This is a genomic window from Pseudomonas sp. NPDC077451 (assembly GCF_044543345.1).
Classification (GTDB): domain Bacteria; phylum Pseudomonadota; class Gammaproteobacteria; order Pseudomonadales; family Pseudomonadaceae; genus Stutzerimonas.
In genome coordinates this window covers 555,965-570,527 of the sequence record NZ_JBITVX010000001.1, presented here as the reverse complement: position 1 = coordinate 570,527, position 14,563 = coordinate 555,965, and the positions used below count along the sequence as shown (strand labels likewise).

Annotated in this window: 11 protein-coding genes; 3 read left to right on the top strand and 8 right to left on the bottom strand. The window is 60.9% G+C overall.

Annotation, left to right across the window (positions count from 1 at the left end):
• The first annotated feature begins 60 nt into the window (after positions 1-60).
• Positions 61-798, top strand: coding sequence for a uroporphyrinogen-III C-methyltransferase (cobA, locus tag ACIGHL_RS02710; RefSeq protein WP_128119235.1), 738 nt, complete (start codon positions 61-63; stop codon positions 796-798).
• 757 nt (positions 799-1,555) lie between these two features.
• On the opposite strand, the gene ACIGHL_RS02705 is transcribed toward cobA, so the two are convergent.
• The 8 genes from ACIGHL_RS02705 to ACIGHL_RS02670 form a co-directional block, all read right to left on the bottom strand.
• Entirely contained in the window at positions 1,556-3,910 is a 2,355-nt protein-coding gene (locus ACIGHL_RS02705; protein ID WP_128119234.1) for an efflux RND transporter permease subunit, read from the bottom strand.
• A gap of 12 nt (positions 3,911-3,922) precedes the next feature.
• Entirely contained in the window at positions 3,923-5,014 is a 1,092-nt protein-coding gene (locus tag ACIGHL_RS02700; RefSeq protein WP_128119233.1) for a YCF48-related protein, read from the bottom strand.
• A gap of 282 nt (positions 5,015-5,296) precedes the next feature.
• The gene (pepN, locus tag ACIGHL_RS02695; protein WP_128119232.1) at positions 5,297-7,954 is read right to left on the bottom strand and encodes an aminopeptidase N; all 2,658 of its coding nucleotides are present in this window, start codon (positions 7,952-7,954) and stop codon (positions 5,297-5,299) included.
• Between the two features lie 257 nt (positions 7,955-8,211).
• Positions 8,212-9,045 (bottom strand): DUF2797 domain-containing protein, encoded by an 834-nt coding sequence (locus ACIGHL_RS02690; RefSeq protein WP_128119231.1) that lies wholly within the window; start codon positions 9,043-9,045, stop codon positions 8,212-8,214.
• Positions 9,045-9,320: a YeaC family protein gene (locus tag ACIGHL_RS02685; protein WP_045426161.1), complete on the bottom strand. Its 276-nt coding sequence runs from the start codon at positions 9,318-9,320 to the stop codon at positions 9,045-9,047. The genes ACIGHL_RS02690 and ACIGHL_RS02685 overlap by 1 nt, the downstream gene beginning before the upstream one ends.
• Positions 9,321-9,391: 71 nt before the next feature.
• Positions 9,392-10,267, bottom strand: coding sequence for a rhomboid family intramembrane serine protease (locus tag ACIGHL_RS02680; protein WP_128119230.1), 876 nt, complete (start codon positions 10,265-10,267; stop codon positions 9,392-9,394).
• Positions 10,268-11,227: a metallophosphoesterase gene (locus ACIGHL_RS02675; protein ID WP_128119229.1), complete on the bottom strand. Its 960-nt coding sequence runs from the start codon at positions 11,225-11,227 to the stop codon at positions 10,268-10,270.
• Positions 11,227-12,114: an NAD(+) kinase gene (locus tag ACIGHL_RS02670; RefSeq protein WP_045426155.1), complete on the bottom strand. Its 888-nt coding sequence runs from the start codon at positions 12,112-12,114 to the stop codon at positions 11,227-11,229. The genes ACIGHL_RS02675 and ACIGHL_RS02670 overlap by 1 nt, the downstream gene beginning before the upstream one ends.
• 210 nt (positions 12,115-12,324) lie before the next feature.
• Between ACIGHL_RS02670 and ACIGHL_RS02665 the strand changes: the two genes are divergently transcribed.
• Positions 12,325-13,257, top strand: coding sequence for a DUF1853 family protein (locus ACIGHL_RS02665; protein WP_128119228.1), 933 nt, complete (start codon positions 12,325-12,327; stop codon positions 13,255-13,257).
• Between the two features lie 84 nt (positions 13,258-13,341).
• The gene (chrA, locus tag ACIGHL_RS02660) at positions 13,342-14,562 is read left to right on the top strand and encodes a chromate efflux transporter (RefSeq protein ID WP_128119227.1); all 1,221 of its coding nucleotides are present in this window, start codon (positions 13,342-13,344) and stop codon (positions 14,560-14,562) included.
• Position 14,563: the final 1 nt, after the last annotated feature.

The following is a 14,563-nucleotide window of genomic DNA, read 5'->3' as shown; positions in this document are numbered from 1 at the left end:
GACAGCTGGCGATGCTTGGCGTGTCGCCGACACCATTACAGCAGCATGAGAGGTAGAGACATGAGCGCAAAAGTCTGGCTGGTTGGCGCAGGTCCGGGGGACCCGGAACTGCTGACGCTCAAGGCCGTGCGCGCCATGGGCGAGGCACAGGTGGTGCTGATCGATGATCTGGTCAACCCTGCGGTACTCGAGCATTGCCCGAACGCACGGGTAATCCCGGTGGGCAAGCGCGGCGGCTGTCGCTCGACGCCACAGGCGTTCATCCATCGGCTGATGCTGCGCTACGCACGCCAGGGCAAATGCGTGGTGCGCCTCAAAGGTGGCGACCCTTGCATCTTCGGCCGTGGTGGCGAGGAAGCCGAATGGCTGGCGGAGCGCGGCATCGAGGTCGAGCTGGTCAATGGCATCACCGCAGGCCTGGCCGGCGCCACCCAATGCGGTATCTCACTCACCCAACGCGGCGTAGCGCGCGGCGTCACCCTGGTCACCGCACATACCCTGGACGGCAGCAGCCCCGAGTGGCATGCCTTGGCTAAAACAGGCACCACCCTGGTCGTCTACATGGGCGTGAGCAGCTTGCAGCAGGTACAGGCCGGCCTCATGGAAGGCGGCCTGCCTGCCAGCACTCCGGTGGCGATGATTGAAAACGCCTCGCTGCCGCAACAGCGCGAATGCCGCTCCGATCTTGGCGACATGTGCACCGACGCCGCTCGGTTCCAACTCAAAAGCCCGGCGATTCTGGTGATTGGCGAAGTGGCAGCGAAAGCCGTTACGCAAGTGCTGAGCCAGATTGCGTGATAGGTAGGAGCTGATACGTTAGCCCAGATGGTCGACGCTGACATTCAGTACGTAGGGGTTCATATCACACGAACAGTCCTACCGGGGAGCGTGGGCTGAAGCGGAGCGCCGCCCGGCCCACCCTACCCTGAGGTTCGAGCAGCGAGTGCCCGCAGGCGTGACCCAAAGGTAGGGTGGGCTTCAGCCCACCAGACAGCCCACAGTGGTAGAGCGATGAGATGGCAGGACTCCGCGTCTCCCGGCGCAGATACTCAAAACCCCGCTTTGCGGGGTTTTAGGTTTGAGGTTCGAGCAGCGAGTGCCCGCAGGCGTGACCCAAAGGTAGGGTGGGCTTCAGCCCACCAAAAAGCCCACGGTGGTAGAGCGATGAGATGGCAGGACTCCGCGTCTCCGGCGCAAGATACTCAAAACCCCGCTTTGCGGGGTTTTAGGTTTGAGGTTCGAGCAGCGAGTGCCCGCAGGCGTGACCCAAAGGTAGGGTGGGCTTTAGCCCACCAGAAAGCCCACAGTGGTAGAGCGATGAGACGGCAGGACTCCGCGTCTCCCGGCGCAAGATACTCAAAACCCCGCTTTGCGGGGTTTTAGGTTTGAGGTTCGAGCAGCGAGTGCCCGCAGGCGTGACCAAAAGGTAGGGTGGGCTTTAGCCCACCAGAAAGTCCACAGTGGTAGAGCGATGAGATGGCAGGACTCCGCGTCTCCCGGCGCAAGATACTCAAAACCCCGCTTTGCGGGGTTTTGAGTCTAGTGCTTGGCTGTGTCACGCTTTCTGCCGCAGCTTCTCCGGCTTGATCAGGAAGCGCGCCAGTGCAGGCAGCAGCCAGATCGCGCCAACCATGTTCCAGAGGAACATGAAGGTCAGCATCAGGCCCATGTCCGCCTGGAACTTGATCGCCGAGAACACCCAAGTGAACACGCCGATCGCCAGGCAGATACCGGTGAAGATGACCGCCTTGCCCGTCGATTTCAGCGTTTCGTAATAGGCATCCTGCAGCGTCATACCTTGGCGCAGGTAGGATTCCAAACGGCTGTAGATATAGATGCCGTAGTCCACACCAATACCCACCCCGAGTGCGATCACCGGCAACGTGGCGACTTTTACGCCAATCCCCATGAAGGCCATCAGTGCATTGCCGAGAATGGAGGTCAGCACCAGCGGCAGAACGATACACAGAGTCGCCGCGACGGAGCGGAAGGTCAGCAGGCACATGAAACTCACCGCGGCGTAGACCGCAATCAGCATGGTGGTTTCGGAGGCGGCGATGACTTCGTTGGTCGCTGCTTCGATACCGGCGTTGCCCGCAGCCAGGACGAACTCCAAACCTTCGCGGTTGTTTTCCTCGGCGAATTCACGCGCCGCGGACACCACATGCTCAAGCGTCTCGGCTTTGTGGTCATTGAGGAACACCAGCACCGGCGCCAGAGAGCAATCGCTGTTGTACATGCCTTCGGCACGAGCAATGGAGCTGTTCAGTACGAACTGGTTACGCGACAGCGTTTCCCACTTCAGGCTGCCCTCGTTCATGCCCTTGATGCTTTGCCGCGCCACGGTGACCATCGAAACGGCCGACTGCACGCCTTCGGTGTTTTCCATTTTCCACATCAGCTCGTCCATGGCGGCGAGCGTGTCGTAGTGGGCACAGCCCTCGGGCGCCGTTTTCACCATCACCACCAGCACGTCCGAACTGGTCGAGTAGTTGCTGATGACGAAATCGTTGTCGAGGTTGTAGCGCGAATCCGGGTGCAGTTCCGGTGCGCCCTGGTCAAGGTCGCCGATCTTCAGGTTCTGTCCGTACCAGAGTCCGCCACCCACGGCGAGCAGCGCGATGACAATGGATATCGGCGCGACGACCGGGTTGGCAAAGTTGGACAGCAGGCGCCAGAACGGATGGTTACGCGCGGCCTCATCTCGAGCCTGCTTGACTGCGCGCTGGCTGATGCCCATGTAGGAAATCGCCACCGGCAACAGGATCAGGTTGGTCAGGATGATGACCGCCACACCCAGCGAAGCACCGATCGCCAGTTCGCGGATCACACCGATGTCGATCAGTAGCAGCGTCACGAAGCCAACGGCATCGGAGGCCAGCGCCACCATGCCGGGGATGAACAGTTGACGGAATGCCATCCGTGCGGCCGCAAGCGGATCGTCGGTTTCGCCGGAAGCCATGGCGATGCCGTTGATCTTCTGCACGCCGTGGGAAATACCGATGGCGAATACCAGGAACGGGACCAGCATCGAGTAAGGATCGAGCCCGAAACCCAGCGTGTGCAGCAGACCGAGCTGCCAGGCAACGGCGATAAGCGTGGTCACGACGACCGCGATGGTGCTCTTGAAGCAACGGGTGAACCACAGCAGCAGCGCCAGGGTGATGCCGATGGCAACAAAGAAGAACAGCGCAACGCCGACCAGACCGTCAATCAGATCACCGACTTTCTTGGCGAAACCGATGATGTGAATCTCCACATTCGGATTCTGCGCCTCGTACTTGTCGCGAATCTTCTCTTCCAGCTCGTGAGAAAATTGCTGGTAGTCGAGCTTGATCTGCTTGCCGCGGTCTTCCGGATCCGAGTAGGACTCCATCAGCGGCACGTCGATGATGCTAGACCTGAAGTCGTTGGCAACCAGACGACCGACCTGCCCGGACTTGAGAATGTTGCTGCGAAGGTCATCGAGGCTTTCCGGCGACCCGTCATAGGTCTGCGGAATGACCTCACCACCGGCAAAGCCTTGCTCCGTCACCTCGGTCCAGCGAACGCTGGGGCTCCAAAGCGACTTCATGTTGGAGCGATCGACACCCTGGATATAGAAGACTTCGTCATGGATCTGACGCAGCGTTTCCATGTAGTCCTTGGAGAAAATGTCACCATCCTTGGCTGCCACGGAAATCCGCACCGTGTTGCCCAGGTTGGCCAGATCGTCGCGATGCTGGAGCATGTTCTGAATGTAGGGATGCCCCAGCGGGATCATCTTTTCGAAGCTGGTCGAAGGACGAACCTGGGCGGCCTGATAGAACAGGAACACGCTGATCAACAAGCAGACGAGGATCACTGCCGGTCGATTGTTGAATATCAGGCGCTCGAGAAAAGACGCCGGCTTCTGCTGATGCTTGGTCATGTTGGCTCCGGCTTATTGTTGTTGTACGGGCAGGTTGGCGCCGGTCGGCGAAACGATCCGGACGCCGCTCTGCCCGACGAGGACCAGATTGCCATCCGGGTTGCCGACGACGCCTGACAAGGAGCGTCGGTCAGGGCGGCTGAACAGCTTGAAGCTTTGTCCGTCGTCCTCGCTGCTGAGCACGGTGCCGCCATGGCCGACCACGATGATGCGTCCATCGGCCAGCCGGTTGCCATCAGCCAGCCCCGATTCGACGGCATCACCGTCATCCAGCAGCTCGATCACCTGCCAGCTGTCGCCGAAATCAGTTGAGCGGAACAGATTGCCACGCAGGCCAAACGCGACGACGACGCCCGGTTCGCCGCCGCCAACAACGCCGAAGAACGAGCCCTGATAGGGCGACTCGACGCGCTCCCAGGTTTCGCCCATGTCAGCGGAGCGGAACATGCCACCCATCTCGCCGACGATGAACAGGCCGGACCCGGGAATCTCGGCAATGGCGTTGAGGTGGGAACCGTCCTCGTTATCGAGGCGATCAGCTACGTCTTCCCAGTTTTCCCCGCCATCGGTGGTTTCCAACAGGACGCCGTAAGCGCCGGTGGCAAAACCGTGCTGCGCATTCTCGAACCAGACGTCGAGCAGCGGCACTTCGCCTTCGCGGTTTTCGTACTGCTGCGTCCAGGTCTGGCCGCCGTCCGTCGTGCCCAGGATCAGCGCGTCATGCCCCACCGCCCAGCCGTGCTTGTCATCAGCAAAATACACCGCCGTAAGCAGCTGCCGGGTGGGCACCTTGGCCTGGGTCCAGCTGGCGCCACCGTCGTCGGAGTAAAGGATGTGACCGCGATCACCGGCTGCAACCAGACGTTTGCCAGCATGGGCAATATCGAGAAGCAAGCTGGTTGCGGCTTTCTGCGATTCGATCGCATAGCGAACGCCTGGCTCGGCAGGGCTTTGGGCCTGAGCAGGCGCGGCTAGAAATAAAATGGAGAGAACACTGCAGAGCGAGAGCGTTCTTGCCAGCGGCGATTGACTACTAAACATCGGCGTGCGGGAAGTTTTTTTCGCGCGGCCAACCGGTGTGCGCCACATGACGGGCTCACTCATACATACCCCCTTTATTTTTATTAGGTAGGGCCTGCGTATGGAGACAGGCGAGGCCATGCTATAGGGCTTTCGAAAGCGGCGGCAATTGCCTGGACGTTATGTTTTGTTAAGCATGGCTCAATGATGTTGCGTGATAGGTGGGCCTTATGGCATGGCGCTTTGCGTCCTTCACGTCACGCATCGGAAGGGGGTGTCTGACCAGGCCTTCTCTGTCTTCTGAAAGCGAAAATCCCGCAGCAAGTGCGGGATTTCGTCTGTCACTATCTAGCGTCGCAGGCCTGATCAGGCAAGGCTCTTGCTCACCACCTCGTACACATCGCTGGACAGCTCGCCGGACGCCAGAATCCGCTCCAGCTCGGTCTTCATCAGCGCCTGACGACTAGTGTCGTACTTGCGCCAGCGGGTCAACGGCGCCAGCAGTCGCGATGCGATCTGCGGGTTGAGCTTGTTGAGCACAATGACCTGGTCGGCCAGGAAGCGATAACCAGCGCCATCAGCACGGTGGAAGTTCACCAGATTCTGGTTGGCGAAGGCGCCGATCAAGGCGCGAACCTTGTTCGGATTCTTCAGCGTGAACGCCGGGTGCTGCATCAGATGCTGAATGCGCTCCAGACCACCCGGCTGGGTGTTACCAGCCTGCACGCTGAACCACTGATCCATGACCAGCGGGTTGTCCTTGAAGTGCTCGGCAAACGAGGCCAGCGCGTTGTCACGCTCGGCTTCGAAGCCTGAGTTGACCAGCACGGCGAGAGCGGTCAGACGCTCGGTCATGTTGTCCGCCTCCTCGAACTGCTCGACGCAGGCGGCGACCACTTCGGGCTTTCCACTGAGCATCAGGTAAGACAAAGCGATGTTCTGCAGGGCACGACGAGCGAAGTGGCCCGCTTCGGCAACATAGGGCGTCTGCCGCGACACCTCGCGGTTGGCCTGGTAACGCTTCCAGAACAGCTCGAACAATGCGGTGGCGATGCTCTGGCGAGCGAAGTCACGCGCGGCGTGAATGGCATCGACATCGGCGATCTCGCTGATCTCGGTCAGGTAGGCCTCGCTCGGCAGCGACAGCATTTCCGCGACCATCGCCTGATCGAGGCATTCGTCCTCCAACTGGCTGCGCAGCGCTGCGACGAGGCGTTGATCGAGCTGCAGCGCTTCGCCGCGCTGATGCTGCCCGACCATTTCCTGCAGCACTTGCACCGACAACTGCTGGCCGGCCTCCCAGCGGTTGAAACCGTCGGAATCATGCTGCATCAGGAACATCAGCTGATCACGGCTGTAGGGGAAGTCCAGCTTCACCGGAGCGGAGAAACCACGCAGCAGCGAAGGCAATGGTTGCTCGGGCACGTCGAGAAAGGTGAAGGTCTGCTCGGGCTGGTCGACGGCCAGCACGCGGGTGGTACCGACCGGTGCGTCTTCATCTTGCAGGCGCAGCGCAATTTCGTTGCCCTGCCCATCCAGCAGGCCCAGCGAAACTGGGATGACGAAAGCCAGCTTCTCGCTTTGCCCCGGCGTTGGCGGGCAGCTTTGGCGGAATGTCAGGCTGTAGGTTTTTGCGGCGGCGTCGTACTGCTCACTGACGGCCAGCCGCGGCGTGCCCGCCTGGCTGTACCAGCGTTTGAACTGCGTCAGGTCGGCACCATTGGCATCTTCCATCGCCTTGACGAAATCGTCGACGGTCACGGCCTGGCCGTCATGCCGTTCGAAGTAGAGGTCGCTGCCCTTGCGGAAGCCCTCCTCACCCAGCAGCGTCTGGATCATGCGCACCACTTCAGCGCCCTTCTCATAAACGGTCAGGGTGTAGAAGTTGGAAATCTCTATAAAGGATTCCGGGCGCACCGAGTGGGCCATCGGGCCGGCATCCTCGGCGAACTGGTGAGTACGCAGGTAGGACACATCCTCGACGCGCTTGACGGTCGGCGAGTTCATGTCAGCGGAGAACTGCGAATCGCGGAAAACGGTGAAGCCTTCCTTGAGCGAAAGCTGGAACCAATCACGGCAGGTCACGCGGTTACCGGACCAGTTATGGAAGTATTCATGGGCGACGATCGCCTCGACGCGCTGGTGTGCAGCATCGGTGGCCGTTTCAGCGCGCGCCAGCACAGCGCTGGAGTTGAAGATGTTGAGCCCCTTGTTTTCCATGGCGCCCATGTTGAAGTCGTTGACCGCGACGATCATGAAGATGTCCAGGTCGTACTCGCGACCGTAGGCCTCTTCGTCCCACGTCATCGATTTCTTCAGGCTGTCCATGGCGTGCTGGCATTTGTCGATGTTTTCCGGCTCGACGTAAATGCGCAGCGCCACGTCGCGACCGCTCATGGTGGTGAAGCTGTCCTCGACGCACCAGAGGTCCCCCGCCACCAGCGCGAACAGGTAGGCGGGCTTCATGAACGGATCTTCCCAGGTCGCCCAGTGGCGGCCATCGCCCTCTTCGCCGCTGGCGAGCGGGTTGCCGTTGGACAGCAGGATCGGATAGGCATGCTTCTCAGCGCTGACCGTGGTGGTGAATTTGCTCATCACATCCGGACGATCAAGGTAGTAGGTGATCTTGCGGAAGCCCTCGGCCTCGCATTGGGTACAGAACATGCCGCCGGACTTGTAGAGGCCTTCGAGCGCGGTATTGCTTTCCGGGTGGATCACCACGGTACTGTCCAGCGTGAAGCTGGCGGCATCGGGTTGCAGGGTCAGGCTTTCCTCGGCGATCTGGTAGTCACCGAGGCCCAGCTGGCGGTCGTTCAACGCAAGGGAGATCAGTTCGAGGTCCTGGCCGTCCAGCTGTAAAGGCGGCAAACCGGCACCAGCGTCTGGATTTCTCCGCATGACCAGCTGGGCATGCACCAGGGTGCGGTCTTCGTACAGCTCGAAGGTCAGGTGGGTTTCATCGATCAAGTAGTCCGGAACTTGATAATCCTTTAGATGAATGACTTTCGGTTGTTCGGTGCGCATGGAAACCTCGTCGGCTGAGCTTCAAGCGGCAAGCTTCAAGCTGTAATGGGGAAATGGACTGCCCGCCCGGTGGCCGGGCGGAGGATGACTTCGAGCTTAGCGTCTGTCGCGGCTGACTTGTAGGGTGGAAAACGGCTTAGGCTTTTCGACGCGTTTGTTCCAGGCCGTGCATCCTTGAGCCTGGTGTTGGCAGCCAGCGCTTATCGGTGGACAAGGCCGCGCCGTTGTCCACCCTACCCCCGCTACCCGCCTCGCATTCAGGCTGTGCTGCTGGCTGCGATCTGATACGAGGTGAACTTGCGGATATTGATAACCCCCGTATCAAGGATCAAATATTGACCCTTGATACCGCGCAGGGTGCCTTCGACGACCGGCGTCTTTTCCAGATCCAGGCTGACGATCTTGGTCGGGTAGGCCTCGACCGGATAGCGGATCTCAAGCACCTCGGCATCGGCCACTGGCTGGATCGCTTGCAACCCGTAGCGCTGCTGTAGTTCTCGCAACCCCTCGGCGCAGGCATCGAAAATCCGTTCGCGCATTTCGATAAGGTCAATGGGCTCGGCATCGCCCTTGAGCAGCGCGCGCCAGTTGGTGCGATCAGCGACCTGACTGCGCAACAGGTCTTCGACCATGCCGGACTGCTGGCGAGTCGCGACACGCATGATCGGCAGTGCCTGACTGGCACCTTGATCGAGCCAGCGGGTCGGTAACTGGGTAGCACGGGTGATGCCGACCTTGATGCCAGACGAGTTGGCCAGATAAACCACGTGGTCGGTCATGCAGAAGTCCATGCCCCACTGCGGATCGCGGCAAGTGCCGAAGTCGTGGTGGCATTTTTCTGGACTCATGATGCAGATATCGCACTGCGGCAGCTTCTTGAAGCAGGGGTAGCAATAGCCCTGGCTGAAGCTCTTGTTCGTCTTGCGACCACAATGGCTGCAATGGATAGCGCCCAGGTATTCCAGCCGAACCGTCTTGCCGATAAGCGGATTGACCGGCACCAGCGTGTCGTTCAGGCGGAAGGAATACTGGGCCTGATCACCCAGCTGAATCGACATCTTGCTCAGCGCGCCGCGTCCCAGCTCAAGCATCAGTGACGCGTTCCCGAAGCGGGTGAAAATAGGCTGGTGTCGATAGGCGCCTTGTTCTTGCTCTTGGAGGCGCACTCCTGGCCGCCCATATAGCCAGTGCGCTCCTCTTCCGGCAGGTTCTTCATCTCCCAGGCGATCATCGCACCGAGGCAGGTCTCTTTCTGCTCGGGCGTCAGCTTGCGCCCGTCGCTCCACTTGCCCAGCTCGACGGCGGTTTTGAGGTTTTCGTAGATTTCGGGGGTGATGTTTTCGATGGCTTCGATAAAGGACGACATGGCCGGCTCCCAGGGAATCAAGCGCGCATTCTACCGAGCAGCGCAGCTTTAGGGAAAAACCGATCAGCCTTTCAGCCGCCCATGCGCACCGCTCTGCGACGGGACAGCAGCCCGCCGAGAACGCCGGTCAAACAGCCGGCAACCAGACCGCCAACATGGGCCGCGTTGGCGATCGCCAATGCGCCGAAGCTCACCACTTCGATCACGCCCGTCAGGCAGACCACCAGCCAGACCAGCATCAGCACCACAACGCCGGGCGGCAGCCGATAGGCCTCATCGGGAGAGAGCTTTTGGAATAGCCAGCAATGCCCGAGCAGCCCGTACAGAACGCCAGATAATCCCCCGAATATCCCGGGGCCACCGTAGGTGTATTGAGCCACATTGGAAACGACGCCGAACACCAGCGTCAGGCCAAGCAACATCAGCGCGCCTTGTCGATATTCGATGCGCCGCCCAAGCTCCCAGTACCACATCGAGTTCATGGCCAGGTGCAAGAAGCCGAAATGCACGAAGATTGGCGTTACCAGCCGCCACCACTCCCCTGCTGCGAGGGTTTGTTCGAGAGTCGCAAAGTAGGCGTACTCACCGTCGATGCGGAAGTCACCAAAGCTGAACCAGCGAATGGTCTCGAAGTTCTCGCCAAGCATGGTGATGGCGGCTGCGATCATCGTCAGCAGCAATACCGCTGCAGTCAGCGGACTGCGGCGAAGGCTGGCGACAAAACCGCCGCCGCGCCGTGGCGGTTGTTCGGCCACCACGGCGCCGTCACCCTGGGGATAGCGCTGGTAGAGCTCGCGGACCTGCTCGGCTGTCTCTGCCGGCACCCGCAACACCTGCTCGCCCGACTCCTCGGAGACGCGGCAAGGCACCTGCAAACGCTGCAACAAGGCGATGAAACCGCTTAGGTCCTCTGACAATGGCAGGCGCAACGCCTCGATGATGGCCATCTATCGCTCCACGTCCACCCAGACGAACTTCGCCGGGTCGAGTCTGGTTTCCTCATCAAGCCGATAGGCGACGAGCTTGCCGTATTTCACCGCGCTGTAATCGAGACAGGCGAGGTTAGGTCGGATCGGCGCGGGTGTTCCGCTACGCCAGTAGTGCCCGACGAACAATAGCGGGTCATCCGGGCCATAGAGAAACAGTTTGCTCTTCTGGCTATCGCTGAGTGGCACCCGTGCGGCCTTTTCCGGCAGGCCGTCGGGCTGGAAGACGATGTCGCCGTAGGTCTGGGGATTTTCTTCCCAGAATTTCGTCCGGAAGAAGCTGCGGGTGAAGCCCTCCGCGCTGGTCAGCGTCAGCCCTTCAGGCAGCGGCATGTCGGTGCCGCGCAGCAGGCGATCCAGTGCCTTGGCAGCGAAGCCTTGGGCGAACGCCGCGTCCCGCAAGAATGCGGGATCAACGCATCCATTGACCAACCGCTCGCGCAGCTGACTGATCACCGCATTGTCCCAGCAGGCATGAACGACACGAAAACGCTCGTTCTCAAGGTACAGCGGCAACGTCATGAACCATTCGAGGAAGTCGGTCCATTCTTGCGGATAGGGCTCGAACTGCTGAAAGGTATGCTGCAACAGCATGGCGTACCGCGGCGTGTGTTCGCGAACGAAGGCCTGGCCGCTCTCGGAAGGCGCCGGGGTGTACCAACCCAGTGCGTTGAACTCGTGATTGCCCATGATGCAATGCGCCTGCCCCGCGTCGACCATTGCATGGACCAAGTGCAGCGCTTCGCGAATTCGTGGGCCGCGATCAATGATGTCGCCAAGAAAGATCACCTGCCGACGAGGATGCCGCCACACGTCGCCGTGCCGGCTATAGCCCAGCTGTTCAAGCAGACGAGCCACTGTGTGGGCGCAACCATGCACGTCCCCAATCAGGTCGTAGCTGCGCTCCGGGTCGACAAGCACTATTCCCCTCCACCGAGGCGACTACCCCAGCCAAGCTTGGTACGGCAGACCTCGTAATAGTTATGGTCAAGCGGGTGGATCAGGTGAAGCTTCTGCGGTTTCTTGCGCACCGTGACGGTATCGCCTGGCGCGCAGGTGAAGTGGTTCTGGCCATCACAGGAGACCTGCGGGTAGATCTGCATGTTCGGCGAGACGACGATTTTCAGTTCGCTGTTGCCATCCACCACGATGGGTCGGCTGGACAAGGTGTGCGGATACATCGGAACAACCACGATTGCATCCAGTCGGGGGTGCATGATCGGCCCGCCAGCGGAAAGCGCGTACGCAGTTGAGCCCGTGGGGGTGGCAATGATCAGCCCATCGGCCTTCTGACTGCAGACGAACTGACCATCGATATACAGCTCGAATTCGATCATCCGGGTCGACTTTCCAGGATGCAGCACCACGTCGTTGAGCGCGTCGCCTTCGCCAATGGACTCCTCGAAGCGCCGCACCTGGGCCTCAAGCAGGAAGCGATTCTCCAGCGTGTATTGCCCGCTTAGCACCTCGGCGACCTTCTCTTCCAACTCGTCCGGGCGAATGTCGGTCAGGAACCCGAGGCTGCCCCGGTTGATCCCCAGCACCGGCACCCGATGCTTGGCCAGCGCTCGCGCCGCGCCTAGCAGGCTGCCGTCACCGCCCACTACGATCACCAGATCGCAGGAGTCGCCGAGGCGCTGCCGCGAGGAGGTCTGCATGCCATGACCAGGCAGCACCTCGGCGATGTTTTCTTCGAGAATCACGTGCAGGTGGCGCTCCACGAGGAATCTCTTCAACCGGCGGATGGTATCCAGCACCTGGGAGCTGCCCAGGCGACCGATGATGCCGATATTGCGGAACTGGTCCATTGAAGCTCCCTGTAGGCGAGACGGGTGAAAGCGGTTGCGGGACAGGAGAAACACCAATCGGCCGATACGTATCTGGCATCAGTTTGGTGTCGCGCAGGCACGTTCGAGTTCAACAAACTGGTCGGCTCGGACTCCCCGTTGCAGTGCGGCCGGCGGATTATGGGCGAAAGCTGGAAGTGGCAGCAAACCAACCTCGGCTATGCTGCTTGCATGAACCTTCCCTATCTTGGCGATTTGCTCCCTAGCCTGATGCACCCGGCCGTGCGGGATCTCGCTTGGGCGCTGCTCTCACCACCGTTGCTGAGCGAGGCCCCGGCGCAACAACGACACCCTTTAGCGGCCAGCCGCTGGGCTGAGCACCCTGAAGAACTGACCGACTGGCTACGCCTGCTCGACACGCAGCCGGGGATTCTCGAGGCCTGGCTCGCGCAACGCAGCATCAGGCGGTTGGGACTTTATTACGAGCGCCTCTGGCAATTCGCGCTGTGTCAGGTGCCCGATGTCGATCTGCTGGTGGCGAACCTGCCGATTCACCATGACGGCAATACCCTGGGCGAGATTGACCTGCTCCTGCGTGACCGGGAAGGTGTCCATCATCTGGAACTGGCCGTCAAGTTCTACCTCGGACTGGGCGACGACAGCGCGCGGCACGATCGCTGGCTGGGTCCCGGCAGCCACGACCGACTCGACATCAAGCTGCGGCGCCTCTGTGACCACCAATTGAGGCTGCCCTCGATGCCCGCCGCGCAACTATTGCTCAGCGAGCTGACTAGCGCCCCGATCAACAGCGCGCTGTGGCTAGGCGGCTATCTGTTCCAGCCGCTAGCAAACTCCTGCTCCCCGCCTGCCGGCGCCAGTCCCCAGCACCTAGGCGGGCGCTGGCTGCGTCACCACGATTGGCCGGCATTCGCTGAAAGCGACCACGAAACAGTCTGGCAACCCTTGCCTCGCCATGCTTGGTTGGCCCCCGCTCGCGTGCCGTGGAGCGCCGTCTGGCAGCGTCCCGATTTTGATCGGTGGGTCATCGACGTCGAGGGCCAACGTCAGGCGAAAATGCTGGTGCGCCTGGAGGAGCACGCAGATGGACACTGGCTCGAACAGGAGCGTCTGTTCCTGGTCCCAAGCACCTGGCCGGCCCGCTGAACTGCACCTGACGTGAAAACGTCATCTGCATCCGGCAGACTTGTGCGGCAACAGCACCTTCTTCCACCGTCAGGGTCAGCCTCGATGAATCCGGACCATGTCCATTCAATCGCACCGGAACAATCGAGTCCGTGGACAATTTTCCTGCTATTCCTGCGCCTCGGGCTGACGTCATTTGGCGGTCCGGTGGCTCACTTGAGCTATTTTCGTGAAGAGTTCGTTCACCGCCGGCGCTGGCTTGACGAGCAGGGCTATGCAGATCTGGTAGCCCTCTGTCAGTTTCTGCCCGGCCCGGCGAGCAGCCAGGTCGGAATTGCCATCGGCCTGCTAAGGGGCGGCTATCGCGGTTCGCTGGCGGCCTGGACAGGATTCACGCTGCCTTCAGCAGTCGCCTTGGCGTTGTTCGCGCTGGGCATCGGCCAATGGGGCGATGGTTTGCCCGAGGGGCTTCTCCACGGCCTTAAGATCGTCGCGGTCGCCGTAGTCGCTCAGGCGGTATGGGGAATGGCGCGTAACCTATGCACCGATGGCCCGCGAATCGCGATCGCGCTGCTGGCTGCGTGCGCTGTTCTGCTGTTGGCCAGTGCCTGGGCGCAACTGGTCGTCATCGCAATCTCCGGCCTGGCTGGACTGGTGTTGTTTCGCCCTGCTGCCATGTCCAACCTCACCCCGTTCAGGCCTCGCGTGGGGCAAACAACCGGCGCCTTGACGTTGCTGCTGTTCTTTGCCTTGCTGCTTGTGCTGCCTGCATTAGCTGCCGCCTCGTCCAACCAGCTACTGGAAATGTTCGACAGCTTCTATCGCGCCGGCGCGTTGGTATTCGGTGGCGGCCATGTGGTGCTACCGCTACTGGAAGCAGAAGTCGTGCCCAACGGCTGGGTCAGCAATGACATTTTTATGGCCGGCTACGGCGCAGCCCAAGCAGTACCAGGGCCGCTATTCACGTTTTCTGCCTTTCTTGGGGCCTCGATTCACGGCGGCAGTAGCAGCCTGATCAACGCCGCGCTGTGCCTGATCGCCGTGTTCATACCATCGTTTCTGCTGGTGTTCGGCGCCATGCCGTTCTGGGACCGGTTGCGTGCCAATCGGCGCATGCAAGCAGCGCTGGGCGGGGTGAATGCTGCGGTCGTCGGGCTGTTGCTGGCAGCGCTATACGATCCGGTCTGGACCAGCGCGATTTTTGGCCCAGGCGATTTTGTCCTGGCGGCCATTGCCTTAGCGGCGCTGATGGTGTGGAAGTTGCCGCCCTGGCTGGTGGTGCTGGCTGGCGGCATCACCGGCTGTTTGCTCGCCATGCTGAGCTAGT

Excerpts from the sequence above, each read along its gene's own strand:
- ACIGHL_RS02680 (WP_128119230.1), bottom strand. The coding sequence starts at position 10,267 with ATGGCCATCATCGAGGCGTTGCGCCTGCCATTGTCAGAGGACCTAAGC.
- pepN (WP_128119232.1), bottom strand. The coding sequence starts at position 7,954 with ATGCGCACCGAACAACCGAAAGTCATTCATCTAAAGGATTATCAAGTT.
- ACIGHL_RS02665 (WP_128119228.1), top strand. The coding sequence starts at position 12,325 with ATGAACCTTCCCTATCTTGGCGATTTGCTCCCTAGCCTGATGCACCCG.
- cobA (WP_128119235.1), top strand. The coding sequence starts at position 61 with ATGAGCGCAAAAGTCTGGCTGGTTGGCGCAGGTCCGGGGGACCCGGAA.
- ACIGHL_RS02700 (WP_128119233.1), bottom strand. The coding sequence starts at position 5,014 with ATGAGTGAGCCCGTCATGTGGCGCACACCGGTTGGCCGCGCGAAAAAA.
- ACIGHL_RS02685 (WP_045426161.1), bottom strand. The coding sequence starts at position 9,320 with ATGTCGTCCTTTATCGAAGCCATCGAAAACATCACCCCCGAAATCTAC.
- ACIGHL_RS02705 (WP_128119234.1), bottom strand. The coding sequence starts at position 3,910 with ATGACCAAGCATCAGCAGAAGCCGGCGTCTTTTCTCGAGCGCCTGATA.
- ACIGHL_RS02670 (WP_045426155.1), bottom strand. The coding sequence starts at position 12,114 with ATGGACCAGTTCCGCAATATCGGCATCATCGGTCGCCTGGGCAGCTCC.
- chrA (WP_128119227.1), top strand. The coding sequence starts at position 13,342 with ATGAATCCGGACCATGTCCATTCAATCGCACCGGAACAATCGAGTCCG.
- ACIGHL_RS02690 (WP_128119231.1), bottom strand. The coding sequence starts at position 9,045 with ATGCTTGAGCTGGGACGCGGCGCGCTGAGCAAGATGTCGATTCAGCTG.